The sequence below is a fragment of the Caulobacter endophyticus genome (genome assembly GCF_029543245.1).
GTDB lineage: Bacteria > Pseudomonadota > Alphaproteobacteria > Caulobacterales > Caulobacteraceae > Caulobacter > Caulobacter endophyticus_A.
The window spans coordinates 92723-117364 of record NZ_JARQWV010000013.1; the positions used below are offsets into that span (position 1 = coordinate 92723).

Here is a 24642-nt window from a genome sequence, read left to right on the forward strand (position 1 = left end):
TTAACCACGCTCGCGCACTCTGCATTAACCATGCTATCAACTGCGTCATGAGCACCGTTCGTCCCACCGGCCTGCCCGCCGTCACCGCCCGACCCACGTCCGGCGCCGTGACCCCGGCTGGCCAGTCGCGCGCGGCGGCGTTCTTCCAGGCGGCGGTCAGCGACGCGACCAGCGCCCGCCCCACGGCCTCGCCGATGACGGTGCAACTGCAGACCCAGACCGAGCCCCAGGCGCGCCGCACCGTGCCGCCCAAGGCCTTCACGGCTCCCACCGAACAGCCGCAGAAGATCCTGCGCCCGGGTTCGCTGCTGAACATCCTGGTCTGAGGTCTTTCCGACCCAAACCCATCGTCATCCCGGCCACCCGGGTCGCGCGAAGCGCGCCCGAGGACAGGCTCCGCGTAGCGTAGAGCCGGGACCCAGGGGCCGCCGCACTGCGCCGGCTGCCGCTGAGCGGCGAACCCTGCCTCCGAGCCCAGTCCCCTGGGTCCCGGATAAGCGCTCCGCGCTTTCCGGGATGACGAGAGGGGGGCGGTGTTGGAGTTCGAAACGAAAAACGCCGCGACATCGATTGTCGCGGCGTTTTCTTTTTCCGATCTCTTGAGCCCTACAGCGGCGGCGGGGGCGGCGCGAGGATCTCGCGCTTGCCGGCGTGATTGGCGGCGCCGACGACGCCTTCCTTCTCCATCCGCTCCATCAGCGAGGCGGCGCGGTTGTAGCCGATCTGCAGGCGGCGCTGGATGTAGCTGGTCGAGGCCTTGCGGTCGCGGGTGACCACGGCCACGGCGTGGTCGTAGAGGTCGTTGGCCCCGCCCTCGCCCTGGAAGGCGCCCTCGATGGCCTCTTCCTGCTCCTCGTCGCCGCCGGCGGTGACCTCCTCCAGGTACTGGGGGATGCCCTGGTCGCGCAGGAACTTGGCCACGGCCTCGACTTCACCGTCCGACACGAACGGGCCGTGCAGGCGGGTGATGCGGCCGCCGCCGGCCATGTAGAGCATGTCGCCCTGGCCCAGCAGCTGCTCGGCGCCCTGCTCGCCCAGGATGGTGCGGGCGTCGATCTTGCTGGTCACCTGGAAGCTGATCCGGGTGGGGAAGTTGGCCTTGATGGTGCCGGTGATGACGTCGACCGACGGACGCTGGGTGGCCATGATCAGGTGGATGCCGGCGGCGCGGGCCATCTGGGCCAGGCGCTGCACGGCGCCTTCGATGTCCTTGCCGGCGACCATCATTAGGTCGGCCACCTCGTCGATGACCACGACCAGGTAGGGCATGGCCTCGGGGCGGATCTGCTCGGTCTCGTAGATCGGGCGGCCGGCGTCGTCGAAGCCGGTCTGGACGGTCCGCTCGAAGTGTTCGCCCTTTTCCAGGGCCTCGTTGGCCTTCTCGTTGTAGCCGCCGATGTTGCGCACGCCGATCTTGGACATGCGGCGATAGCGGTCCTCCATCTCGCGGACGGTCCACTTCAGCGCCACGACGGCCTTCTTCGGATCGGTCACGACCGGCGCCAGGAGGTGCGGGATGCCGTCATAGACCGACAGTTCCAGCATCTTGGGGTCGATCATGATGAAGCGGCACTTTTCAGGCGGCAGCTTGTAGAGGATCGACAGGATCATGGCGTTGACGCCGACCGACTTGCCCGAGCCGGTCGTACCGGCGATCAGCAGGTGGGGCATCTTGGCGAGGTCGGCGATGTAGGGCTCGCCGCCGATGGTTTCGCCCAGGGCCATGGGCAGGATCTGGCTGGCCTTGTCGTAGTCGGCGCTCGACAGCAGGTCGCGCAGATAGACGGTCTCGCGACGCTGGTTGGGCATTTCGATGCCGATGGCGTTGCGGCCTTGAGCCACGGCGACGCGGCACGAGATCACGCTCATCGAGCGGGCGATGTCGTCGGCCAGGGCGACGACGCGGGCGGTCTTCACGCCCGGCGCCGGCACCAGTTCGTACATGGTCACGACCGGGCCGGGACGGATCTGGTCGATCTGGCCCTTCACCCCGAACTCGGCCAACACGCTTTCCAGAAGGCGGGCGTTCTGGCGCAGGGCGCCTTCATCGAATTCCGACGAGCGCGGCTTGGCCTTGGCCAGCATGGCCAGTTCCGGCAACTGGAAGCCGTCCTCGTCTTCCTCGAAGTCGAAGGTCTTCTGCTGCTCGCGCTGTTCGCGGTTGCTGGGCGCCGCCGGAGCCTTGGGCTGGCGGATCGCCAGCGGGCGGGCCTCGAAGCTGGGCGCGAAATCGTCGTCGTCGTCCTCGACCGGCGGCGGGGCCGGACGGGCGGCCTTGGCGGCGCGCGCCGCGGGCTGCGGGGCGACGACCATGCCGTCCTCGTCGTCGGCGGGAGCCGGCGTGCGGGCGGCGCGGCGGGGCGCGGGGGCCTCGTCGTTGTCGATGGCGTCCATGGCCTCGCGCACCGGGCGGCGCGGGGCGGCCTTGGCGCGCGGGGCGCGGGCGGCCTGCGGCTCGGGCTCCTGGCGCGGCGCGCGTTCGCGCGGCGCGGTCAGGCGGGCGATCAGGGACAGCACGCTCTCGGGGTCGATGCGGCGCACGCCCAGGGCGTAGCCGACGCCGATCACGGCCCCGACCAGCAGCAGCAGGGCGGCGATGATCCGGGCGCCGGGGATGTGGGCGAAGCTGAAGATCCCGGCCAGCAGGTTGAGCAGGCCATCGCCCCAGAAGCCGCCCAGGCCCTTGGCCAGCGGCCAGACGGCGGGCTTGGCCAGCACGGTCAGGAAGCCGGCCAGGGCCAGCAGGCCGGCCACGCCGACGCCAGCGCGCACGCGCAACTCGCGGCGGTGGGCGTCGGGATCAGGCTGGGCGGTGCGGGCCAGGCCGAACACCAGCATCATGATCGCCGCGACCCAGCCGGCCAGGCCGAGGGACTGGACGACCACGTCGGCGATCACCGCGCCGGCGCCGCCCAGGGCGTTGCTGGCCGGCGCGCCGCTGACGGCGTTGAAGCTGGGATCGGAGGCGTCATAGGTCGCCAGGGACAGCAGCAGACCCGCGCCCAGAACCGCCAGGACGCCGCCCCGGAACCGGGCCGTCCATGGCTGATCCCAGCCATAGCGCACCGCCTCCCAGACCAGCTCCACATTCGATCGCCGCGCAACTCGCGCCATGAACCACTCCGAAGCACTTCGAATGCTACCTTGTGGCCCCAGATGGTTAAGGGGCGTTTACCGAGATCGGGATCGAGGGGCCTCTGGAAACAAAGACTTAGTGTCGCAGGTCGTCACGAGAGCTTCATGGAACCAGAGTCGTGGGACGTGCATTTCCATGCCGTATCCCCCTAGTAACATCCCCTCTGACTTCGCGACCCGGGCGGCGACGCCCGGGTCGTTTTTCGTCACGACCGCCACCTTCTCCCCTTGCGGGAGAAGGTGGCGGTCGAAGACCGTCGGATGAGGGGTCTCTCAGAAGGTTGAATACGTACCCGTCAGTCCGTCGTCGCGGCGGAAAGGTCCGTCGACCCCTCACCCGACCTCCCTTCGGGAGGCCACCCTCTCCCGCAAGGGGAGAGGGATTCTTCAGAGAATATACCGGCTCAGATCCGCATTGGCCGCCAGGGTTCCGACGCGCTTGTTGACGTAGTCGGCGTCGATGGTGACCGTCTCGCCGCCGTGGTCGGTGGCGGTGAAGCTGATCTCTTCGACCACCTTTTCCATGATCGTCTGCAAGCGGCGGGCGCCGATGTTCTCGACCGAGGCGTTGACGGCCACGGCCGCGTCGGCCAGGGCGTCGATGGCCTCGTCGGTGAACACAAGGGTCAGGCCCTCGGTGGCCATCAGGGCCTGGTGCTGGCGCAGCAGGTTGGCTTCCGGCTCGGTGAGGATGCGGCGCATGTCGTCGCGCGACAGGCCCTTCAGCTCGACGCGGATCGGCAGGCGGCCTTGCAGCTCGGGCAGCAGGTCCGACGGCTTGGCCACGTGGAAGGCGCCCGAGGCGATGAACAGGATGTGGTCGGTCTTCACCGGCCCATACTTGGTCGACACCGTCGTGCCCTCGATCAGCGGCAGCAGGTCGCGCTGCACGCCTTCCCGGGAAACGTCGGCGCCGCCGCGCTGCGAGCTGCTGGCGACCTTGTCGATCTCGTCGAGGAAGACGATGCCGTGGTTCTCGGCCAGGGCCAGGGCTTCCTGCGTCAGAGCCTCCTGGTCGAGCAGCTTGTCGCTCTCCTCGGCGATCAGCGGGGCCCAGGCGCCCGAGACCGTGGTCTTGTGGGTCTTGGTGCGGCCGCCGCCGAACGACTTCATCATCTCGCCGAGGTTCAGCACCGAGGCGCCCGGCTGGCCGGGAATCTCGAACATGCCGCCGCCGCCGTTGTCGGCCAGGGTCAGCTCGATTTCCTTGTCGTCGAGCTCGCCGGCGCGGAGCTTCTTGCGGAAGCTGTCGCGGGCCGCCGTAGCGCCGGGGCCGGTCAGGGCGTCGAGGATGCGGTCCTCGGCGGCGGCTTCGGCCTTGGCCTTCACGCCCGAACGACGCTTGTCGCGGACCATGGCCAGGGCGCTTTCGACCAGGTCACGGACGATCTGGTCGACGTCCCGGCCGACATAGCCGACCTCCGTGAACTTGGTGGCCTCGACCTTGAGGAACGGGGCCTGGGCCAGTTTGGCCAGGCGCCGGGCGATCTCGGTCTTGCCCACGCCCGTGGGGCCGATCAGCAGGATGTTCTTGGGGGTGATCTCGTCCTGCAGGTCGGCCGGGGTGCGACGGCGGCGCCAGCGGTTGCGCAGGGCGACGGCGACGGCGCGCTTGGCCTCGGCGTGGCCGACGATGAAGCGATCCAGTTCGGAGACGATTTCGCGGGGGGAGAACTCGGTCATGTGTCGTTGATCAGGGTCTCGAAGATCAGGCGCCAGCCTTCGGCGCGTTTCTGCCACACGTGCATATAGTGCGCGGCGACGGGTTTGTTATCGGGTCCGCTCCAAGTCGCCTCGCCATGGGTCCAGACGAGGTCGCCCGCGCCCGACGCGCCGCCGCCCTGCGGACGCAGCGCGATCGAGGCCGGACGCAGGGCCAGCCGGGCGGAGAGGTCGTTTCCGGCCAGGGCCTTGGCGCTCTTGGGTCCCAGCAGCCAGGCGTCGGCGGTCAGCACGGCCTTGTAGGCGGCGGGGGCGTCGGTGGAGGCGGCCAAGGCCAGGGCGGCTTCGGCGTCGCGGGCCTCCTCGAAGCCCTGGGCCTGGGACGCCGCGCCCTCGGACGCGAGCGGGCCGACCTGGGCGGCGGCGTCGGGACCGGGGGCCCTGCCGGGATCGGCCTCGGCGCCGCCGTCATAGACCCACTTCCACACCCCGTCGGCGCCCTTGCGCCAGATGGTGGCGTAGTAGCCGCCGCGCTTGTCGTCGATGCTCCAGGGCCCGAACGACAGGCCAAGGTCGCCGGAGCGGGCGATCACCACCTTCTGCGGCCACCAGAAGAGCTTGGGCTCGTTCGTCCCGGGGCGCTTTTCGTAGAGCTCGCGGGCGTTCACCGGGCCGGGCGCGAAGACGATGGCGTCGTCGGCCATGTGCTTGAGGAACGAGCCCCGGATCCCCAGGGCCAGGCCGTCGGCCGCGAAGGCCCGCTCGGCGGCCTCGATGGGGGCGGCCGAGATCTCCTGGGCGATGGCCGGACCGGCGATGGCGGCGGCGATCAGGGCGGGGGGAAGGATCTTGAGCATGGTGTCGGGTCCTCGAACGCCAGCTTCTCTGTCTGGTCCATTCTAGCCGTCATCCCGGCCGCAGCGAAGCGGAGAGCCGGGACCCAGGAGCCGCCGCACTGCGCCGGCTGCCGTCTGGGCTGTGAACCTTGGCGCGGAGCCCGGTCCCCTGGGTCCCGGATCGGCCTTCGGCCGTCCGGGATGACGACTTGAAGAGGCCTACAGCCCCTCCACCGTCAGGTTGCCGTTGGTGTAGACGCAGATCTCGGCGGCGATGGCCATGGCGCGGCGGGCGATCTCTTCTGCGGTCAGGTCCTGGTCGATCAGGGCCTTGGCGGCGGCCAGGGCGTAGTTGCCGCCCGAGCCGATGGCCGCGACCGCGCCGCCGCCTGGGCTTTCGCCCGGCTCCAGCACGTCGCCGACGCCGGTGACGGTGTAGATGGCGTCCTTGTCGGCCACCAGCAGCATGGCTTCCAGGCGGCGCAGGTAGCGGTCGGTGCGCCAGTCCTTGGCCAGGTCGACGCAGGCCCGGGCCAGTTGGTTGGGATACTGCTCGAGCTTGGCTTCCAGCCGCTCGATCAGGGTGAAGGCGTCGGCCGTGGCCCCGGCGAAGCCGGCGACGACGGCGCCCCCGGCCAGGCGGCGGACCTTGCGGGCGTTGCCCTTGACGACGGTTGGGCCCATGGAGACCTGTCCGTCGCCGGCGATCACGGTCTGGCCGTTCTTGCGCACCGCGAGAATGGTGGTGCCGTGCCAGTCGGGGAACGAGTTCGAGCTTTGCATGGCTTCGCATGTGGCGAGGCCGGCCTGGAGGGTCAAGCGCCATGAGCTTTTCCGAACGCGAGGTCGAGCGCTACGCCCGTCACCTGGTGCTGCGCGAGATCGGCGGGCCGGGGCAACAGAAGCTCAAGGCGGCCAAGGTTCTGCTGGTCGGCGCCGGGGGACTGGGGGCGCCTGCGGCCCTTTATCTGGCGGCCGCGGGCGTAGGAACCATCGGCATCGCCGACGCCGATACGGTGTCGCTGTCGAACCTGCAGCGGCAGGTGCTTTATGCGGAAGGCGACGTCGGCAAGCCCAAGGTCGAGGCGGCCGCGACGCATCTGGCGGCGCTGAACCCGAACGTGGCGGTGGTTCCCCACCCCGTGTGGCTGGATGCGAGCAACGCCCGCGAGATCGTGCGCGGCTACGACATCGTGCTGGACGGCACGGACGACTTCGCCACCCGCTTCGCCGTCAGCGACGCCTGCCTGGCCGAGGGCAAGGTGCTGGTCAGCGGGGCGCTGGGGCGCTGGACCGGCCAGGTGGGCGTGTTCCATGGCCAGCCCTGCTATCGCTGCCTGGTGCCGGAAATCCCGCCGGACGCCGAGACCTGCGCCCTCGTGGGCGTGGTCGGGGCCCTGGCCGGGGTCATCGGCGCGATGATGGCGCTGGAGGCGGTGAAGGTCATCACCGGGGCCGGAAAGCCGCTGGCCGGGCGCCTGCTGATCTACGACGCCCTGGCGGCCGAGACCCGCACGGTGCGCATCGGCGCGGACCCGGCCTGCCCCGCCTGCGGGGCATAGCGCTGTTCGGCGAAAACCTTGTGCCTACGGGGCTTTACGGGGTCGAGTCGGTGGATTGTTTGGTCTAGGTTGCCGGCCGCCGGTCCCGGCGGACCCTCCCCCTTAGCCGCCGGTCGGCCAAGGGAGAAAACCGATGACCACCTCTCGCATCGCCCACCCCGGCCTGGCGGCCAAGGTCATGAGCGCGCAGGACGCCGCCGGCCTGATCGAGCCGGGCTCGACCGTCGGCATGAGCGGCTTCACCGGCTCTGGCTATCCCAAGGCCGTGCCGATGGCCCTGGCCGAGCGCATCGAGACCGCCCATGCCGCCGGCGACAAGTTCCGCGTCAAGGTGTGGACCGGCGCCTCGACCGGCCCGGAGCTGGACGGCGCCCTGGCCAAGACCGACGGCGTCGAGTTCCGCCTGCCCTACAATTCCGACCCCATCGCCCGCGAGAAGATCAATCGCGGCGAGATGGAGTATTTCGACATGCACCTCAGCCAAGTGGCCCCGATGGCCTGGCAGGGGTTCCTGGGTCCGCTCGACACGGCGGTTGTCGAGATCGCCGGGATCCGCGCCGACGGCTCGCTGATCCCGTCCTCGTCGGTGGGCAACAACAAGACCTGGCTGGACCGGGCCTCTAAGATCATCCTCGAGGTCAATCGCTGGCAGAACCCGGCGCTGGAGGGGATGCACGACATCTACTACGGCACGGCCCTGCCGCCGAACCGCGTGCCGATCCCGCTGGTGAGGCCCGACGACCGCATCGGCGAGGCCTATTTCCGGGTGGATCCGAGCAAGGTGGTGGCGGTGGTCGAGACCGACGCGCCCGACCGCAACCTGCCCTTCGCCGCGCCCGACGCCTCGGCCCTGGCGATCGCCGGCCACCTGCTGGAGTTCTTCGCACACGAGGTGAAGATGGGCCGCCTGCCCCCGTCCCTGCTGCCGCTGCAGTCGGGCGTGGGCAACATCGCCAACGCCGTGCTGACGGGCCTCGTGAACGCGCCGTTCGAGAACATGACCGCCTATACCGAGGTGATCCAGGACGGGATGCTCGACCTGCTGGCCGCCGGCAAGCTGCGCATGGCTTCCGCGACCGCCTTCTCGCTGAGCCCCGAGGCCGCCGCCGGCCTCAACGCCGACATGCAGAGCTTCCGCGACAAGATGATCCTGCGCCCGCAGGAGATCTCCAACCACCCCGAGCTGATCCGGCGCCTGGGCTGCATCGCCATGAACGGCCTGATCGAGGCCGACATCTACGGGGCGGTGAACTCGACCCACGTGATGGGCTCGCGCATCCAGAACGGCATCGGCGGCTCGGGCGACTTCGCCCGCAACGCCTATGTGTCGATCTTCATGACCCCGTCGACGGCCAAGGGCGGCAAGATCTCGGCCATCGTCCCGCAGGTCAGCCACGTCGACCACATCAACCAGGACGTCCAGGTGATCGTCACCGAACAGGGCCTGGCCGACCTGCGCGGCCTGTCGCCCAAGCAGCGGGCCCGGGTGATCATCGACAACTGCGCCCACCCCGACTTCCGCCCGGCCCTGGAGGACTATTTCCAGCGCGCCCAGCTGGGCGCCTACGGCCGCCAGACCCCCACCCTGCCGGGCGAGGCCCTGTCCTGGCACCAGCGGTTCATGGAAACGGGCGACATGCGGGGCTGATGCCCCGCTATGCCAGGGCGGTCTTCAGGTAGGCGAGGACCGGATCGAGCATCATCCGGGTCTCGTCCTCGTCCCGGGGGGCATGGGGCAGGTCGCGCACCTCGACATGCTCGACCGTCTTGCCGGCGTCCCGCAGGGCCTTGGCCATGATCCGCGACTGCCGGGCGGGCACGACCCCGTCCAGCAGGCCGTGGACCAGCAGGACCGGCGCGGCGATGGCTTTGGCGCGCCGCGCGGGCGAGGCCGCTTCCAGGGCGGCCTTGTCGGTGTCCGGGTCGCCGATGGTCTTCACCCAGTAGCGGTAGGAGGGGGAATCCTCGCCGTCCTCGCGCTCGTAGGCGAGGATGTCGGGCAGGTCGGACACCCCGGCGATGGAGACCACGGTCTTGTAGAGGGTCGGGTTGCGCACCGCCCCCATCAGGGCCGCGTAGCCGCCATAGCTGGCGCCGCAGATGGCGACCTTTCCGGGGCTGACCTTGCCGCTCGCCAGCACCTGGGCGACGGCGTCCTCGACGTCCTCCTGCATCCGGTCGCCCCAGCGGCGGCGGCCGGCGTCGGCGAAGGCGCGGCCGTAGCCGGAGGAGCCGCGGAAGTTGACCTGCAGCACCAGCCAGCCCTGGGCGGCGAAGGCCTGGGCGAACAGGTCGTAGCTGAGGCTGTCGCGGGTCTCTGGCCCGCCGTGCGGGAAGACCACGAGCGGATGCGGGCCCGGCGTGATGGGCGTGGACAGATAGGCCCGCAGCTTGACGCCGTCGCGCGCGGTGACGTCGAGGGTCGCCATCGGCGCCAGCCGGGCCTCGGAAAGCCAGGGCTGGCGATCGCCCAGGGCGTCGAAACGCTTGGCCTGCTTGTCGTAGAAGAAATACGAGCCGGGCATGCGCGGCCCGCTGACATGGGCCAGGAAGCGCTCACGGTCGGCGCTGGCGTCGACCAGCTTGACGTTGGCCTCGTTGTTGAAGAAGGCGTTCATCGCCTTGTGGTGGCTGTTCAGCTTGGGATCGGCGAACTGGTAGACCACCCGGTCGTCGGTATAGCGCGCGGCGAGGAAGCGTCCCCGCTCGTCGACCAGGGCGTTCTCTACGTCGCGGCCGGGCCGCTGCGAGACGGCCTCGCCCAGGGCCCGGGTGCGCAGGTCGAACTTGCGCAGGATCCGCGTTTCCTCGCCGTCCTGGCGCGAGGCCACCAGCAGCACGCCGGGGTCGTCGGTGCCCGCGAGAATCTCGAAATCGGGGGTCTCCAGCTCGGAGACGCGGATCTTGCGCACGAAGGTCCAGTCCTTGGCGCCAGGCGGCCGCGCATGGAGCGACAGCACCGTGCCGCGGCTGTTGTAGTCGTAGCGCAGCACCGGCACGCCGTCCTGGACCCACCAGCCGTAGGTGGACGTCCCGCCGTACTCCACCAGCTCGGGCTCGCCGGTATAGACGTCGACTTTGTAGAGACCGAGCGTCGGGCGGGTCAGCTCCCCGATCGCCATCAGCACGTTGCGCGGATCGTCCGGCAGCATGTCGACGACGTAGCCGAGGTCGAAGTTCTCGCGCAGCTTGATCCGGCTGGCGCCGAACAGGACGACGTCCTTGCCGCTGCCGTCGGCGTTGATGGCCAGGACGCGGCGCACCTTCGGCGCCTTGTAGATCGCGCCCATGCGGCTGCCGACGGCGGGCGCGCCGGCGACCCGCGCATCGGTGACCGCCCAGATCAGCAGGCGTTCGTTGTTGGCCCAGGCAATGCGCTGGACCTTCATCGTCCCGACCCGGAGGGTCCTGGGCGTGGCGGTCGGGTCGGCGGCCTTGACGAAGGTGACCATGCCGTAGGTCTTGCCGTCGATCTCGCGCTCGGAAAGCAGGGCGATCTGCTGGCCGTCGGGCGACAGGGCCGCGCCGCGTGTCGTGGCCGGCTTGAGCAGTTCCTCGAGGCTGGGCGGACTGTGAGCGGTCCCGGCGGCGATCGAAGCCCTTGCCGACAAGAGCGCAGGCGCAAGCACGACGCCGCCAACGACGTCACGACGCGAAATCATGAAAACCCCCAACCTACGAGGGTCAGCTAAGGCTTGGCCGAAGACAAGGTCAAGTTGTCGCGTGTGTCGCGGGCGCGCTATGCGCGTTTTAAAGCATCGCCGGGATGACCCGGTCGGGCGGGCGGTGGCCGTCCATGAAGGTCTTCACGTTGACGATGACCTTCTCGCCCATGTCGATGCGGCCCTCGACCGTGGCCGAGCCCATGTGGGGCAGCAGCACCACGTTGGGCAGCTTGAGCAGCTTGGGATTGATGGCCGGCTCGTGCTCGTAGACGTCGAGGCCCGCGCCCGCGAGCTCGCCCCGGGCCAGCATATTGGCCAGGGCCCCCTCGTCGATCACCTCGCCGCGGGCGGTGTTGACGACGATGGCGTGCGGCCGCAGCAGCTTGAGCCGGCGCGCCGACAGCAGGTGGTAGGTGGCCGGGGTGTGCGGGCAGTTGATCGAGATGATGTCCATCCGGGCCAGCATCTGGTCGAGGCTTTCCCAGTAGGTGCAGCCCAGCTCTTCGGCGATGCGCGGGCTGACCGGCTTGCGGTTGTGATAGTGCACCTGCATGCCGAAGGCCTTGGCGCGACGGGCCACGGCCTGGCCGATGCGGCCCATCCCGACGATGCCCAGGCGCTTGCCCCACAGGCGGCGGCCCAGCATCCAGGTCGGCGACCAGCCCTGGAACTCGCCGGCCTTGACCACCTCGGCGCCTTCGACGACCCGGCGGGCGGCGGCCATGATCAGGGTCATGGTCAGGTCGGCGGTGTCTTCGGTCAGCACCCCGGGGGTGTTGGTGACGATGATCCCCCGCGCATTGGCGGTGGCGACGTCGATATTGTCGACCCCGGCCCCGAAATTGGCGATCAGCTTGAGCCTTTCGCCGGATCGCGACAGAAGGCGACTGTCGATGCGGTCGGTGATGGTCGGCACCAACACGTCGGCCCGTCCCATGGCCTCGACCAGCTCGTCGGCGGTCATCGGCTTGTCGGACAGGTTCAGTTCGGTGTCGAACAGTTCGCACATGCGCGTCTCGACCGGATCGGGCAGCTTGCGCGTGACGACGACTTTGAGCTTGCGGGCAGGCATGGGCGGTCCGAAAAGCCTTTCCCTGACGGGCGTTCGAAATCTGTAGCAAAGGGGCCGGAAGCGGCCAAGCAACATGCCGGTGAAATGCAAACATCGTTCGCTGGGCGGATTGGCGCTGGGCGGAGTTGTGGCCGCAGCGGCCCTGCTGGCGGGGCCGGCCCTGGCCCAGGCCCCGGCCACCACGCCGTCGGGCCTGCCGGTGCCGCGCTACGTCGTGCTGAAGTACGGCGAGGTCAATGCGCGCCAGGGTCCGGACGAACAGCACCGCCTGCTGTGGATCTACAAGGCCAAGGGCCTGCCGGTGCAGGTCGTGGCCGAAACCCGCGAGTGGCGGCGGATCTGCGATCCCGAAGGGGGCCTGGCCTGGGTGCACAAGCGCACCACCGACGGCCGGCGCACCGCCATGCGGGTGCAGGACAGCCCCCTGCCCCTGCGTGCTTCGCCCAAGGCGGAGTCGCGGGTCAGCGCCTATCTGGCTGGTCGCGCGATCGCCAATCTCGACAAGTGCGAGAAGGGCTGGTGCCGGCTGAAGGCCGACGGCGCGTCGGGCTGGGCCCCCGAAGGCGAGGTCTGGGGGACGAAAGAGGCCCTGCAGTGTCCGGAAGGGCGCTGATTTAGACCCCTTTCGGCGGCTCTCTCACCAATTGTCGCCGAATGTAACATTGAGGCCCGCCCCGGCGCCGTGCTAGGGGCGTTCGCATGCAAAAGAGCGCCTACACCTTCGAAGAGCTCCTGGCCTGCGGCCGGGGCGAAATGTTCGGACCCGGCAACGCCCAGCTGCCCGTGCCGCCGATGCTGATGTTCGATCGCATCGTCCGGATCGAATCCGAGGGCGGCAAGTACGGCAAGGGCTATGTCGAAGCCGAATTCGACATCAAGCCGGACCTCTGGTTCTTCGGCTGCCACTTCATCGGCGACCCCGTCATGCCCGGCTGCCTGGGCCTGGACGCCATGTGGCAGCTGGTCGGCTTCTTCCTGGGCTGGTCGGGCGCGCCGGGTCGCGGCCGCGCCCTGGGCGTTGGCGAAGTGAAATTCACCGGCCAGGTGACCCCGGACGTCAAGAAGGTCGTCTACAAGATCGACCTCAAGCGCGTGATCATGCGCAAGCTGGTCATGGGCATCGGCGACGGCGTCATGGAAGCCGACGGCAAGGTGATCTACGAAACCAAGGACCTCAAGGTCGGCCTGTTCACGGCCGAACAGATGGCGGGTTGATCCAACCGACAGGCCGGCCGTTCTGTTCAAGGAGCCGGCTCCGGCGATCGGGGAGAAAGAGGTACTGATATGCGTCGCGTCGTCGTCACGGGACTGGGCGTCGTCTCGTCCATCGGCAACAACGCCAACGAGGTGCTGGCTTCGCTGCGCGAGGCCAAGTCGGGCGTGGTCGCCGCGCCGGAGTACGCGGAACTCGGCTTCCGCTGCCAGGTGCACGCCGCGCCCCAGATCGAGTGGGAAGGCCTGGTCGATCGCCGGGCCGCCCGCTTCCTGGCGCCCGGCACGGCCTACGCCCACATCGCCATGGAACAGGCGATCGCGGATTCGGGGCTCGAGGAGGCGCAGATCTCCCACGAGCGTACCGGCCTGATCGTCGGTTCGGGCGGTCCGTCCACCCGCGTCATCGTCGAGGCCGCGGCCACGACGAAGGAAAAGGGCCCCAAGCGGATCGGTCCGTTCGCGGTGCCCAAGGCCATGAGCTCGGGTCCGTCGGCGGTGCTGTCGACCTGGTTCAAGATCCGCGGGATCAACTACTCGATCAGCTCGGCCTGCGCGACCAGCGCCCACTGCATCGGCGCAGGCGCCGAGCAGATCCAGCTGGGCAAGCAGGACATCGTCTTCGCCGGCGGCTGCGAGGAGCTGGACTGGACCCTGTCGAACCTGTTCGACGCCATGGGCGCCATGAGCACCAACTTCAACGACCGCCCGGCCGTGGCCAGCCGCGCCTACGACAAGGACCGCGACGGCTTCGTGATCGCCGGCGGGGCCGGCATCGTGGTGCTCGAGGAATACGAGCACGCCAAGGCGCGCGGGGCCAAGATCTATGGCGAGCTGATCGGCTACGCCGCCAACTCCGACGGCTACGACATGGTCGCGCCGTCGGGCGAGGGCGCGGCCCGCTGCATGAAGCTGGCCATGGCGCAGGCCGGCGGCCGGACCATCGACTACCTGAACCCGCACGGCACCTCGACGCCGGTCGGCGACAGCAAGGAGATGGGCGCGGTGCGCGAGGTGTTCGGCGACAAGGCGCCGCTGATCTCGTCGACCAAGTCGCTGACGGGCCACAGCCTGGGCGCGGCCGGCGCGCAGGAGGCGATCTACTCGATCCTGATGCTCAAGAACGGCTTCGCCGCCGAGAGCGCCAACATCGAGAACCTCGATCCCGAGTTCGCCGACTTGCCGATCCTGCGCGAGCGCGCCGACAAGCCGCTCGACACGGTGATGTCCAACAGCTTCGGCTTCGGCGGCACCAACGGCACGCTGATCTTCGGCCAGGCCGACTGAGCCTTTTCCAGACACGCCGGGGCAGGCGGGTTCCGAAGCGGAAGCCCGCCTGCTAACCAGCGATCCAAGATCCAAGGAGCCGACCTATGGCCGACGACTACGCATTCCCCAAGGGCGAGCTGATGGCGGGCAAGAAGGGCCTGGTCATGGGCGTGGCCAACCACAACTCGATCGCCTGGGGCATCGCCAGCCAGCTGGCCGCCCAGGGCGCCGAGATGGCCTTCACCTACCAGGGCGAAGCGCTGGAGCGCCGCGTGCGCCCGCTGGCCGAAAGCATCGGCGTCAACACCCTGATCCCGGCCGACGTCACCGACGACGCCTCGATGGACGCGGCCTTCGCCGCCGTCGAGGAGAAGTTCGGCACGCTCGACTTCGTGGTCCACTCGGTGGCCTTCGCCAACAAGGACGAGCTGAAGGGCTCGTTCGTCGACAACACCACCCGTGAGGGCTTCCTCACGGCCATGAACATCTCGGCCTTCAGCTTCGTCGACGTCGCCAAGCGCGCGGCCAAGATCATGCCGAACGGCGGCTCGCTGATCACCATGACCTATCTGGGGTCGGAGCGGACCATTCCGAACTACAACACCATGGGCGTGGCCAAGGCCGCCCTGGAAGCGGCGACCCGCTACATCGCCCGGGACCTCGGCCCCAAGGGCATCCGCGTCAACGCCATCTCGGCCGGCGCCATGCGCACGCTTGCTCTCGCCGGCATCGCCGGCGGCCGCGGCATGATCGCCCAGGGCCGCGCCTTCAGCGCCATGAAGGAAGACACCTCGATGGAAGGCGTCGCGGGCGCGGCCCTGTGGCTGGTCTCGGACCTGGGCCGCTCGACCACGGGCGAAGTCGTCCACGTCGACGCCGGTTTCCACATGATGGGCATGCCCGACGAAGCCGAGGGCTGATCGCTTTCCCGGGCCCTCTCCCCTTGCGGGAGAGGGTGGCCTCCGAAGGAGGTCGGGTGAGGGGTCTCTCAGACATCGAACGCCGCGACAGCCGACCCGCTGTCGCGGCGTTTTTCGTGTGTGCGACCCCTCATCCGTCGGCTTCGCCGACACCTTCTCCCGCAAGGGGAGAAGGATGGGGTCAGGGCGCGTAGGCCCGCATGAACCGCGCCGCCGCGGCCGTGGCCAGGGCGTCGAACTGTTCGGGGGTGCGGTCGGACGGCAGGCGCAGCAGGGCGCGCAGCTGGCTGTGGCCCAGCACCATGCCGGCGAAGAACTCGGCGGCCTGCTCGGGTTCGTCGACGGCGAGGCGGCCGAGCTTCGTCTCGGTCTCCAGGAAGGCGGCGAGCTGGCGACGGGTCTGGCGGGGGCCGGCCTCGAACACCTCGTTGGCGACGTCGGGCATTTCGCCCGCGCCCTGAATGATCACCCGCAGCACCGAATAGCCGTTGGTGGTGATCACCGTCTCCAGCATCGAGCGGGCGAAGGCCTCAAGCGCCTCGCGCGGATTGTCGATGGCGCCGGGCTCGCGCAGCGGCGCGGTGATGCGGGCGACGCGGCGGGCCATCAGCGCCTTCACCAGCTCGGCCTTGGAGCCGTAGTGGTTGTAGACCGTCTGCTTGGACACCCCGGCCCGGCGGGCGATGGCTTCCATCGGGGCCGACAGGCCGCGCTGGCCGATCACCTCGACGGCGGCGTCGAGGATGGCCTCGGTCTTGGCGACGTCGATCTGTCCGGCGATCCTGGGCATCAGTGGGCGTCCGAGGGGGGCGGGGGAATGACCTCGGGCGGGGCGGCCAGCAGGCTGACGACGGCGGCGGCAAAGCAGCCGTAGGCCAGCAGGGTGAAGCTGTCGCCGAAGGCCAGGACCGTGGCCTGCTGGTTCATCATGTTGCCGATCGCCTTGCGCGCCGCGCCGTCGGGGTCGGTGACGCCCAACTGCTGCATGCGCGCGGCCAGGCCCGCCATCATCGTCGCCGCCTCGCCGCCGTTCATCACCTTCGACGACATGTCGCTGAAGTAGAGAGCGGTCTGCTGGGTGATGCTGGTGGCCAGCAGCGCCAGGCCGATGGCGCCGCCGGTGTTGCGCGACAGGTTCACGAGGCCGGAAGCGTTTTTGACCATGTGCTGGGGCAGGGTGCTCATCGTGATCTGCTGGGTCGCGATCATGGCGATCATGACCCCGACGCCGCGACAAGCCTGGACCCCCGCGAATTCCCAGAAACCCCAGTTTTTGGTCACGCCGTGGGCCATGTACATGCCCCAGCCCGCCAGCAGGAAGCCGATGCACATCGGAATGCGCGGATCGACCTTGCGCACGATGCGCCCGGCGATCGGGCCGGTGGCGAACATCGACAGGCCCGAGACCACCATGGTGGTGCCCACTTCCGAGGCCGAATAGCCCCGCACGCGGCTGAGGAACTGCGGCAGCAGGAAGGTGCCGCCGAACAGGCTGGCGCCCGAGATCGCGGTCATCATCACGCCGATGCTGAAGTTCCGGTTGGCGAAGGCCTTCAGCTCGACGATCGGGTTCCTGTAGGTCAGCTGCCGCCAGATGAAGACCACGCCGGTGACCACGGTCACGACGGTGAGGAGGAGGATCAGGTCGTCCTCGAACCAGTTCTCCTTGGCGCCTTCCTCCAGCACGTACTGCATGCTCATCAGGAAGACGGCCATGAAGGCCAGGCCCGACCAGTCGAAGCCCTTGGCGAGGCTCGGGTCGCCCTTGTCGAAGTCGCCCCACTTGGCGACCGCGAACAGCACCAGGATCCCGGGTGGCACGTTGATGAAGAACAGCCAGCGCCAGCTCAGCCACTCGGTCAGGTGGCCGCCCAGGGTGGGGCCGACGGTGGGGGCCAGGGTGACGATCAGGCCCATGATGACGCTGGCGGTGATCCGGCGCTCGGGCGGGAAGGCGGTGAAGGCCACGGCGAACACCGTCGGGATCATCGCCCCGCCGATGAAGCCCTGCAGCGCCCGCGTCAGGATCATCATGTCGATCGACGACGACAGGCCCGTCGCGACGCTCATCAGGATGAAGCCCAGGCACGAGGCCATGTAGAGCCGCTGGGTGCCCCACAGGCGCGACAGGTATCCCGACAGCGGGATCATCACGACCTCGGGGATCAGGTAGGCGGTCTGGATCCAGCTGACCTGGTCGGCGCTGGCCCCGACGCCCGCCTGGATCTGCGGCAGCGAGGCCGCGACGATCTGGATGTCGAGGATGGCCATGAACTGGCCGATGACCATGGCCCCGAAGCCGAGGAACAGCTTGGTCCAGTCGACCTCGCCCGCCGGCTTTGCCGCGGGGGGAGCGCCAGGCTTGGCGGAGGCGGGCAGGGCGGCGTCGGTCAAGACGGCGCGGCCTTATCGGGCCTGGGTCGCGGTCGGAGCGCGGGCGACCTGCTGCCCGCCCTGGCCGGCTTCGGCGAACGAAGCGCCCGAACGGTCGCGGACGTCGACCTTGACCTCGACCGACAGGCCGGGGCGCAGGGCCGCGCCGGCGCCGGTGCGGTCGACGGCGATCTTCACCGGCAGGCGCTGGGTGATCTTGGTGAAGTTGCCGACCGCGTTCTCGACCGGGATCAGGGCGAACTCCTGGCCGGTGGCCGGGGCGAAGCTGTCGACCTTGCCGACGATCTTCTGCTTGCCGAAGGCGTCGGCCTTGATCTCGACCGGCTGGCCGACGCGCAGGCGGGCGACCTGGGTTTCCTTGAAGTTGGCGACCACGAAGCTCTGGCCCAGCGGCACCACCGACATCAGGGCGACGCCCGGCTGAACCAGCTGGCCGGGGCGCACGGTGCGGGCGCCGACCACGCCGGCGGCGGGGGCGCGGATCACGGTGCGTTCGAGGTCGATGCGGGCCTGGTCGACGGCGGCGTGGGCGGCGGCTGCCTGGGCCACGGTCTGGGCGCGGGCCGAGCCCAGCGACGAGGCGGTGCGGCGCTCGGCTTCGAGGGCGGCCTGGGCGCTGGCGACGGTGGCGTCCGACTGCTTGGCGCCGGCGGCCTCGGTCTGGACCTTCTGCTGCGAGACCCAGCCCTGCTTGGCCAGGGCGTCGTAGCGGGCGAGGTCGGCGCGGGCCCGGCCGGCGTCGGCCTGGGCGCTGGCCACGCCCGCCTGGCGCTGCTGGATCAGGGCCTGTTCGAGGATGGCCTTGTCGTCGACGCTCTTGATGGCGGCGTCGAGGGCCGCGGCGTTGGCGATCGCCTGGTCCAGCTTCGCCTGGAAGGTCGAGGGATCGATCTTGGCCAGCACCTGGCCGGCTTCGACCCGCTGATTGTCGGCGACCAGCACTTCGGCGACATAGCCGGTGACCTGCGGGCTGACCGAGACGGTGTCGGCCTGGACGAAGGCGTTGTCGGTGCTCTCGAAGCGCTGCTTGTCGATGTACCAGAGCACGCCGCCGGCCAGGATGGCGACGCCGGCGACCCCGGCCACCAGCAGCGGAACCAGCTTCTTTTTCTTCGTCTCGGCCATGGCCAAATCCTGAAAGGAGGTAGGCGTCCGGCGGATCAATGTTCGCCTGTCGGACGCGACGGGGGGATAAATGGACGATTTCGTCCAAAAATCAATCCGCCGTCGCCGCGTCATTGTGCGGCGCCGCAAAAAACCCCGTGTCGGGGTGGCTTTCCAGCCTCAGTCGAGTGCGTTGCGGCAGGCCGCGGCCATGGCCAGGGGGCTGAGCGCGACGGCGGCGGCGCTGTAGGCCAGCAGGAACAGCAGGCCGCCCGTCCACGGCAGGCCGCCGGTCAGGGCGTCCAGCGCGCCGGCGCCGAAGATCACCGGCGGGGCGTAGAGCGGCAGGACGATGACGGCGACCAGCAGGCCGCCGCGCTTGCTGCCCAGCGACAGGGCGGCCCCCAGTCCGCCCAGGAACGAGAAGGCCAGCCCCCCTGCCAGGGCGCAGACGAACAACAGCGGCATGATCGTGGGCGAGGCGCCCAGCGCCACCGCCGCTATAGGCGCGGCCAGGGCCAGCGGCGCGCCGGCCGCCAGCCAGTGCGCCAGGCACTTGGCCGCCGCCACGGCTTCCAGCGGGGCGGGGCCCAGGGCCAGCAGGTCCAGCGCCCCGTCCTCGAAGTCGCGCTCGAACAGGCGCTCCAGCGAGAGCAGGGCGGCCAGGGCAAGGGCCAGCCAGGCGATGCCGGGGGCCAGGCTCGCCAGCCGTTCGGGCGCGCGGCCGGCGGCCAGCGGCAGCAGGGTGACGACGCAGGCGTAGAAGGCCAGGGCCAGCAGAGGTCCGCCGCCCCGGCCCCAGGCCAGGGCAAACTCGCGCCGGAAGAGGACGCCGAACCCTCTCATGCGCCGACCTCCACCAGACGGGCGGGGACGGGCAGGGGGTCGTGCACGGCGGCCAGCACCATGCCGCCGCCCGCCAGATGCTCGGCCATGATCGCGCCGAAGGCGGCGCGGTGGGCGGCGTCCAGCGGGGCCATGGGCTCGTCCAGCAGCCACAGGCGGCGGGGGCTGGCCAGCAGCCGGGCCAGGGAGACGCGGCGGCGCTGGCCGGCCGACAGGCGGCGGACCTCCAGGTCGAGCAGGCGGCCAAGCTCCAGCCGCTCGACGGCGGCGCGGGCGGTGGTTTCGCTTCCGCCGGTCCAGCGGGCCTGGAACAGAAGCTCCTCCCAGGCGGTGCGGGCTGACTTGAGGCCGTCGTGATGGCCGGCAAGATGTAGGTGGTCGGCGCGGGCGGCTTCGGCCTCCAGTATCCGCCCTTCGGAGCCTTCGAAACCGATGGTCCCCGCCAGCGGGCGCAGCAGTCCTGCGACGGCTCGGAGCAGGCTGGTCTTGCCGGCCCCGTTGCGGCCCGTCAGCGCCACGGCGTCACCGCTTTCGAGCTCCAGATCCAGCCCCGAAAACAGGGTCCGTTCGCCCCGCGAGAGGCTCAAACCCTTTATGCGAACGGCTCTCATCATTGGAAGTCCATGCCGCGCGCATGGACGTTGTGGGTAACCGGCGCTAAGAAGCGCTCGGCCGTCACCCTCCGCATTGGATGGGGCGTACGCGGCGCGAGGATGGACGCTGTGGGTCCGCCTCGATCGCGCGATCCCGGGAGTGGTTTTCCGGCGGCCGTGAACAGAGAAGGGATCCTTCGAAATGGCGTCTGTCGACAGCCTCAAAACCCGCCGCGAACTCGTCGTCGGCGGTAAGACCTACGTCTATTACAGCCTTCGCGCCGCCGAGGAAGCCGGTCTGGCCGGCACGGGCTCGCTGCCCGTCTCGATGAAGGTGCTGCTGGAAAACCTGCTGCGCTACGAAGACGGCGTCTCGGTCAACGAAGCCGACCTGAAGGCCGTCGCCAACTGGCTGGAAAACAAGGGCTCGGTCGAGCACGAAATCAGCTTCCGTCCCGCTCGCGTGCTGATGCAGGACTTCACCGGCGTTCCGGCCGTCGTCGACCTGGCCGCCATGCGCGACGCCATGGTCGCCCTGGGCGCCGACCCGGCCAAGATCAACCCGCTGAACCCCGTCGACCTGGTCATCGACCACTCGGTGATGGTCGACAACTTCGGCGACGCCAAGGCCTACGACGCCAACGTGAAGCGCGAATACGAGCGCAACATCGAGCGCTACCGCTTCCTGCGCTGGGGCTCGTCGGCCTTCAACAACTTCCGCGTCGTGCCCCCCGGCACCGGCATCTGCCACCAGGTGAACCTGGAATACCTGGCCCAGACCGTCTGGACCGCCATGGTCGACGGCGCCGAAGTGGCCTACCCCGACACCGTCGTCGGCACCGACAGCCACACCACCATGGTCAACGGCCTGTCGGTCCTGGGCTGGGGCGTCGGCGGCATCGAAGCTGAAGCCGCCATGCTCGGCCAGCCGATCCCGATGCTGATCCCGGAAGTCATCGGCTTCAAGCTGACCGGCGCCATGCCGGAAGGCGCGACGGCCACCGACCTGGTGCTGACCGTCACCCAGATGCTGCGCAAGAAGGGCGTGGTCGGCAAGTTCGTCGAGTTCTACGGCGACGCCCTGGCCAACCTGACCCTGGAAGACCAGGCGACGATCGCCAACATGGCTCCGGAATACGGCGCCACCTGCGGCTTCTTCCCGATCTCGGCCGCCACCGTCGCCTTCCTGAAGGGCACCGGCCGCGACGCCGAGCGCGTCGCCCTGGTGGAAGCCTACGCCAAGGAACAGGGCCTGTGGTGGGAGCCCGGCGTCGCCGAGCCGACCTTCACCGACAGCCTGGAACTGGACCTCGGCACGGTTCTGCCGTCGCTGGCCGGCCCCAAGCGCCCGCAGGACCGCGTCCTGCTGTCGGACGCCTCGAGCAAGTTCGCCGAGTCGCTGGTCGGTGAGTTCGGCAAGGCCGAAAGCCCCGAGTTCCGCGCTCCGGTGGAAGGCGAAGACTTCGACGTCGGCCACGGCGACGTGGTGATCGCCGCCATCACCTCGTGCACCAACACCTCCAACCCCTCGGTCCTGATCGCCGCCGGCCTGCTGGCCAAGAACGCGGTCGCCAAGGGCCTGAAGGCCAAGCCGTGGGTGAAGACCTCGCTGGCCCCCGGCTCGCAGGTCGTCACCGACTACCTGGCCAAGGCCGGCCTGACCAAGCACCTCGACGCCCTGGGCTTCAACCTGGTCGGCTACGGCTGCACGACCTGCATCGGCAACTCGGGCCCGCTGCCGGAAAACATCAGCAAGACGATCAACGAGAACGACCTGGTCGCCTGCTCGGTGCTGTCGGGCAACCGTAACTTCGAAGGCCGCGTGAACCCGGACGTCCGCGCCAACTACCTGGCCTCGCCGCCGCTGGTGGTGGCCTACGCCCTGGCCGGCTCGCTGAAGATCGACCTGAACACCCAGCCGATCGGCAAGGACAAGAAGGGCAACGACGTCTTCCTGCGCGACATCTGGCCGTCGAACGAAGACATCGCCGCCCTGCAGCGCAAGTCGATCAACGAGAAGATGTTCGCCAGCCGCTACGGCGACGTCTTCAAGGGCGACAAGAACTGGCAAGGCATCAAGGTCACGGGCGGCCAGACCTACGCCTGGGAAGGTGACTCCACCTACGTCCAGAACCCGCCCTACTTCCCGAACATGTCGATGACCCCCGCTCCGGTCACCGACATCGTGGAAGCCCGCGTCCTGGCCGTGTTCGGCGACTCGATCACCACCGACCACATCAGCCCGGCCGGTTCGATCAAGACCTCGAGCCCGGCTGGTCAGTACCTGGTCAACAACGGCGTCGAGCCGATCGACTTCAACGGCTACGGCGCCCGCCGCGGCAACCACGAAGTCATGATGCGCGGCACCTTCGCCAACATCCGCATCCGCAACAAGATCACCCCGGAGATCGAAGGCGGCGTGACCAAGCACTTCCCCTCGGGCGAAGTGATGCCGATCTACGACGCGGCCATGAAGTACCAGGCCGAAGGCCGTCCGGCCGTCGTGTTCGCCGGCAAGGAATACGGCACCGGTTCGTCGCGTGACTGGGCCGCCAAGGGCACCAAGCTTCTGGGCGTCCGCGCGGTGATCACCGAGAGCTTCGAGCGCATCCACCGCTCGAACCTGGTCGGCATGGGCGTGCTGCCGCTGCAGTTCATCCAGGACGGCTGGCAGAAGCTGGAGCTGACCGGCGAAGAGCTGGTCTCGATCCGTGGTCTGACGGATCTGGCCCCGCGCAAGCAGCTGATCGTCGAGCTCTACCGCCCGACCGACGGCCGCATCGCCCGCTTCCCGGTGCGCTGCCGTATCGATACGCCGACCGAGCTCGAATACTTCAAGAACGGCGGTGTCCTGAACTACGTGCTGCGTAACCTGGCCAAGGCCGACTAAGCAGCGACGTCCTTCAGACGTTGAATACGAGACGGCCGGTCCCCCTGGGGCCGGCCGTTTTCGTTCGTACGAGGGCGTGTCGGGAGGCCGACATCGTTGTCGTGTGGATTTCCTGGCGCCGAAGCGGCCATTTCACGGCCTCGTGAGGGGCGACGCAGCGGTTTCTTGGCTTAAGTGCGCCGCACATGCGTACGGCCTTGATCTCTCTTCTTTCCCTCGCCCTGACGAGCCTCGTCGCCGCCCCGGCCGCGGCCAAGTCGCCCGTGCTGGTCGAGCTGTTCACCGCCCAGGGCTGTTCGTCCTGCGGCAAGGCCAACCAGGCGGCCGCCGAGCTGGCCGAGCGCGACGACGTGCTGGCCCTGACCTATTCGGTCGACTACTGGGACTATCTCGGCTGGAAGGACACCTTCGCCAAGCCGGCCTTCGGCGAGCGCCAGCGGGCCTACGCCAAGGCCTTCGCCCTGCGCGACGTGCCCACGCCCCAGGTGGTGGTGGCCGGCAAGGTGCAGGCCTCGGGCGCCAAGGCCGAGACCGTCGAGAAGCTGATCGACACCGCCCACCTGCCGCCGGCTCCTGACATGGAGTTCGTCGGGACCAATCGCGTGGCCGTCGGCTCGGGCGCGTCGCCGCGCGGCGGGGCCGAGGTGTGGCTGGTGCGCTTCGACCCGCGCAAGCAGGAGATCGCCGTCAAGCGCGGTGACAACCGCGGCCAGACCATCATCCACCGCAACGTGGTGCGCGAGATCGTCAAGATCGGCGCCTGGACCGGCCGTCCGAAGATGTATCGCCTGCCCGCCCTGGCCAAGGACGACGACCTGGCCACCGCCATCATCGTCCAGGGCGCCAAGGGCGGCCGGGTGCTGGGCGTGCTGCCTCCCGGCGGCAAGAGCCGTTAGGACCTTTCCTCCTCCTTCTCCGAGCTTCCCCGCGAAGGCGGGGATCCAAGCCGATGTTCCGGATGAGGCGCACTCGGAGGTGAACCTGCCGAGCCCGCTTGGGCCCCCGCCTTCGCGGGGGTGGACGGATCTGAGGGGGCTTCCCTTCCGCGCAAAAGAAACCCCGCCTCGCCTTAGGGGATGGTCGGCGAAGCGGGGTCTTTAGGGGAGGGGATAGAAGATACGCGCCGGTCGAACGGGCCGCCCGCGAGCCGGTGGGCTGGAGGGGCTGTTCAGGATCCCGGACCGCGAGGCGTTCCGATCGACCGACCATGAGACTATCGAGCCCCCAAGCGGCCGGCGAAGGGCGCGATCAGGGTGCTTTCGCGACGGGGTGGGGCGCCTCTGTGGCGATCTTTGCAGTTCCGAAGGCCGCGCGAGAAGCCAGGGCCCAGAACGCGAAAAGCCCGCGTGGGAGGGGTTTCCACGCGGGCTCTGCAGTTAAGAGAGGGGTTCTCTTGATTTAGTCTGTCGGCCGACCGGCCCGCGATCAAGGGGGGGCTGGGGGGGCTGTTCAGGATCCTGGACCGTGGGGTCTCCGATCAGC

20 protein-coding genes are annotated in these 24642 nt (G+C 69.2%); 9 read left to right on the top strand and 11 right to left on the bottom strand.

The features are described 5' to 3' along the window. Positions 1–47: 47 nt before the first annotated feature. The gene (locus tag P7A99_RS14020) at positions 48–326 is read left to right on the top strand and encodes a hypothetical protein (RefSeq protein WP_277794446.1); all 279 of its coding nucleotides are present in this window, start codon (positions 48–50) and stop codon (positions 324–326) included. A 280-nt stretch (positions 327–606) separates the two neighbouring features. On the opposite strand, the gene P7A99_RS14025 is transcribed toward P7A99_RS14020, so the two are convergent. The 4 genes from P7A99_RS14025 to hslV form a co-directional block, all read right to left on the bottom strand. Beyond that, positions 607–3114, bottom strand: a complete 2508-nt coding sequence (locus tag P7A99_RS14025) for an FtsK/SpoIIIE family DNA translocase (protein ID WP_277794447.1) — start codon at positions 3112–3114, stop codon at positions 607–609. Positions 3115–3522: 408 nt separating this feature from the next. Then, positions 3523–4818 (bottom strand): ATP-dependent protease ATPase subunit HslU, encoded by a 1296-nt coding sequence (gene hslU / locus P7A99_RS14030; protein ID WP_277794448.1) that lies wholly within the window; start codon positions 4816–4818, stop codon positions 3523–3525. After that, positions 4815–5654, bottom strand: coding sequence for a DUF4440 domain-containing protein (locus P7A99_RS14035; protein WP_277794449.1), 840 nt, complete (start codon positions 5652–5654; stop codon positions 4815–4817). The genes hslU and P7A99_RS14035 overlap by 4 nt, the downstream gene beginning before the upstream one ends. Positions 5655–5852: 198 nt before the next feature. Continuing rightward, positions 5853–6452, bottom strand: a complete 600-nt coding sequence (gene hslV / locus P7A99_RS14040; RefSeq protein ID WP_161934963.1) for an ATP-dependent protease subunit HslV — start codon at positions 6450–6452, stop codon at positions 5853–5855. Positions 6453–6457: 5 nt separating this feature from the next. Here hslV and P7A99_RS14045 point away from each other — a divergent pair, with 5 nt between their 5' ends. Together P7A99_RS14045 and P7A99_RS14050 are read left to right on the top strand one after the other, a co-directional pair. Continuing rightward, positions 6458–7195: a HesA/MoeB/ThiF family protein gene (locus P7A99_RS14045; protein ID WP_277794450.1), complete on the top strand. Its 738-nt coding sequence runs from the start codon at positions 6458–6460 to the stop codon at positions 7193–7195. Between the two features lie 133 nt (positions 7196–7328). After that, the gene (locus tag P7A99_RS14050; protein ID WP_277794451.1) at positions 7329–8843 is read left to right on the top strand and encodes an acetyl-CoA hydrolase/transferase family protein; all 1515 of its coding nucleotides are present in this window, start codon (positions 7329–7331) and stop codon (positions 8841–8843) included. Positions 8844–8850: 7 nt separating this feature from the next. Here the strand turns inward: P7A99_RS14050 and P7A99_RS14055 are convergent, their stop codons facing one another. Both P7A99_RS14055 and P7A99_RS14060 read right to left on the bottom strand, forming a co-directional pair. Then, positions 8851–10857, bottom strand: a complete 2007-nt coding sequence (locus tag P7A99_RS14055) for an alpha/beta hydrolase family protein (protein ID WP_277794452.1) — start codon at positions 10855–10857, stop codon at positions 8851–8853. A gap of 88 nt (positions 10858–10945) precedes the next feature. Continuing rightward, a complete protein-coding gene (locus P7A99_RS14060; protein ID WP_101720352.1) occupies positions 10946–11932 on the bottom strand; it encodes a 2-hydroxyacid dehydrogenase in 987 nt (328 codons plus the stop codon). 73 nt (positions 11933–12005) lie between these two features. Here P7A99_RS14060 and P7A99_RS14065 point away from each other — a divergent pair, with 73 nt between their 5' ends. The 4 genes from P7A99_RS14065 to P7A99_RS14080 all read left to right on the top strand — a co-directional run bounded on the left by P7A99_RS14065 (position 12006) and on the right by P7A99_RS14080 (position 15333). Next, a complete protein-coding gene (locus P7A99_RS14065; protein WP_277794453.1) occupies positions 12006–12545 on the top strand; it encodes an SH3 domain-containing protein in 540 nt (179 codons plus the stop codon). Between the two features lie 86 nt (positions 12546–12631). After that, positions 12632–13147, top strand: coding sequence for a 3-hydroxyacyl-[acyl-carrier-protein] dehydratase FabA (fabA, locus tag P7A99_RS14070; RefSeq protein ID WP_165258469.1), 516 nt, complete (start codon positions 12632–12634; stop codon positions 13145–13147). 69 nt (positions 13148–13216) lie between these two features. Beyond that, positions 13217–14431 carry a beta-ketoacyl-ACP synthase I gene (gene fabB, locus P7A99_RS14075; RefSeq protein WP_277794454.1) on the top strand — a complete coding sequence of 405 codons (1215 nt, stop codon included), beginning with the start codon at positions 13217–13219 and terminating at the stop codon, positions 14429–14431. A gap of 86 nt (positions 14432–14517) precedes the next feature. Next, complete coding sequence (locus tag P7A99_RS14080) at positions 14518–15333, top strand: enoyl-ACP reductase FabI (protein WP_277794455.1); 816 nt, start codon at positions 14518–14520, stop codon at positions 15331–15333. A 181-nt stretch (positions 15334–15514) separates the two neighbouring features. Here the strand turns inward: P7A99_RS14080 and P7A99_RS14085 are convergent, their stop codons facing one another. From P7A99_RS14085 to ccmA, 5 genes are all read right to left on the bottom strand, one after another. Beyond that, on the bottom strand, positions 15515–16123 hold the full coding sequence (locus P7A99_RS14085) for a TetR/AcrR family transcriptional regulator (protein ID WP_277794456.1): 609 nt from the start codon (positions 16121–16123) through the stop codon (positions 15515–15517). After that, a complete protein-coding gene (locus P7A99_RS14090) occupies positions 16123–17727 on the bottom strand; it encodes a DHA2 family efflux MFS transporter permease subunit (RefSeq protein ID WP_277794457.1) in 1605 nt (534 codons plus the stop codon). The genes P7A99_RS14085 and P7A99_RS14090 overlap by 1 nt, the downstream gene beginning before the upstream one ends. Positions 17728–17739: 12 nt before the next feature. After that, positions 17740–18858: an HlyD family secretion protein gene (locus tag P7A99_RS14095; RefSeq protein ID WP_277794490.1), complete on the bottom strand. Its 1119-nt coding sequence runs from the start codon at positions 18856–18858 to the stop codon at positions 17740–17742. Between the two features lie 153 nt (positions 18859–19011). Beyond that, on the bottom strand, positions 19012–19677 hold the full coding sequence (gene ccmB / locus P7A99_RS14100) for a heme exporter protein CcmB (protein WP_277794458.1): 666 nt from the start codon (positions 19675–19677) through the stop codon (positions 19012–19014). Next, positions 19674–20291, bottom strand: coding sequence for a heme ABC exporter ATP-binding protein CcmA (gene ccmA / locus P7A99_RS14105; RefSeq protein ID WP_277794459.1), 618 nt, complete (start codon positions 20289–20291; stop codon positions 19674–19676). Before ccmA ends, ccmB begins: the two co-directional genes overlap by 4 nt. A gap of 181 nt (positions 20292–20472) precedes the next feature. Here ccmA and acnA point away from each other — a divergent pair, with 181 nt between their 5' ends. Continuing rightward, positions 20473–23160 (top strand): aconitate hydratase AcnA, encoded by a 2688-nt coding sequence (gene acnA, locus P7A99_RS14110; RefSeq protein ID WP_277794460.1) that lies wholly within the window; start codon positions 20473–20475, stop codon positions 23158–23160. A 185-nt stretch (positions 23161–23345) separates the two neighbouring features. Next, positions 23346–24056: a DUF1223 domain-containing protein gene (locus P7A99_RS14115; RefSeq protein WP_277794461.1), complete on the top strand. Its 711-nt coding sequence runs from the start codon at positions 23346–23348 to the stop codon at positions 24054–24056. Positions 24057–24642: the final 586 nt, after the last annotated feature.

Bases quoted from the DNA above. Each gene is read 5' to 3' on its own strand.
- P7A99_RS14020 (WP_277794446.1), top strand. From the start codon at position 48: ATGAGCACCGTTCGTCCCACCGGCCTGCCCGCCGTCACCGCCCGACCC.
- P7A99_RS14025 (WP_277794447.1), bottom strand. From the start codon at position 3,114: ATGGCGCGAGTTGCGCGGCGATCGAATGTGGAGCTGGTCTGGGAGGCG.
- hslU (WP_277794448.1), bottom strand. From the start codon at position 4,818: ATGACCGAGTTCTCCCCCCGCGAAATCGTCTCCGAACTGGATCGCTTC.
- P7A99_RS14035 (WP_277794449.1), bottom strand. From the start codon at position 5,654: ATGCTCAAGATCCTTCCCCCCGCCCTGATCGCCGCCGCCATCGCCGGT.
- P7A99_RS14045 (WP_277794450.1), top strand. From the start codon at position 6,458: ATGAGCTTTTCCGAACGCGAGGTCGAGCGCTACGCCCGTCACCTGGTG.
- P7A99_RS14050 (WP_277794451.1), top strand. From the start codon at position 7,329: ATGACCACCTCTCGCATCGCCCACCCCGGCCTGGCGGCCAAGGTCATG.
- P7A99_RS14055 (WP_277794452.1), bottom strand. From the start codon at position 10,857: ATGATTTCGCGTCGTGACGTCGTTGGCGGCGTCGTGCTTGCGCCTGCG.
- P7A99_RS14060 (WP_101720352.1), bottom strand. From the start codon at position 11,932: ATGCCTGCCCGCAAGCTCAAAGTCGTCGTCACGCGCAAGCTGCCCGAT.
- P7A99_RS14065 (WP_277794453.1), top strand. From the start codon at position 12,006: ATGCCGGTGAAATGCAAACATCGTTCGCTGGGCGGATTGGCGCTGGGC.
- fabA (WP_165258469.1), top strand. From the start codon at position 12,632: ATGCAAAAGAGCGCCTACACCTTCGAAGAGCTCCTGGCCTGCGGCCGG.
- fabB (WP_277794454.1), top strand. From the start codon at position 13,217: ATGCGTCGCGTCGTCGTCACGGGACTGGGCGTCGTCTCGTCCATCGGC.
- P7A99_RS14080 (WP_277794455.1), top strand. From the start codon at position 14,518: ATGGCCGACGACTACGCATTCCCCAAGGGCGAGCTGATGGCGGGCAAG.
- P7A99_RS14085 (WP_277794456.1), bottom strand. From the start codon at position 16,123: ATGCCCAGGATCGCCGGACAGATCGACGTCGCCAAGACCGAGGCCATC.
- ccmB (WP_277794458.1), bottom strand. From the start codon at position 19,677: ATGAGAGGGTTCGGCGTCCTCTTCCGGCGCGAGTTTGCCCTGGCCTGG.
- ccmA (WP_277794459.1), bottom strand. From the start codon at position 20,291: ATGATGAGAGCCGTTCGCATAAAGGGTTTGAGCCTCTCGCGGGGCGAA.
- acnA (WP_277794460.1), top strand. From the start codon at position 20,473: ATGGCGTCTGTCGACAGCCTCAAAACCCGCCGCGAACTCGTCGTCGGC.
- P7A99_RS14115 (WP_277794461.1), top strand. From the start codon at position 23,346: ATGCGTACGGCCTTGATCTCTCTTCTTTCCCTCGCCCTGACGAGCCTC.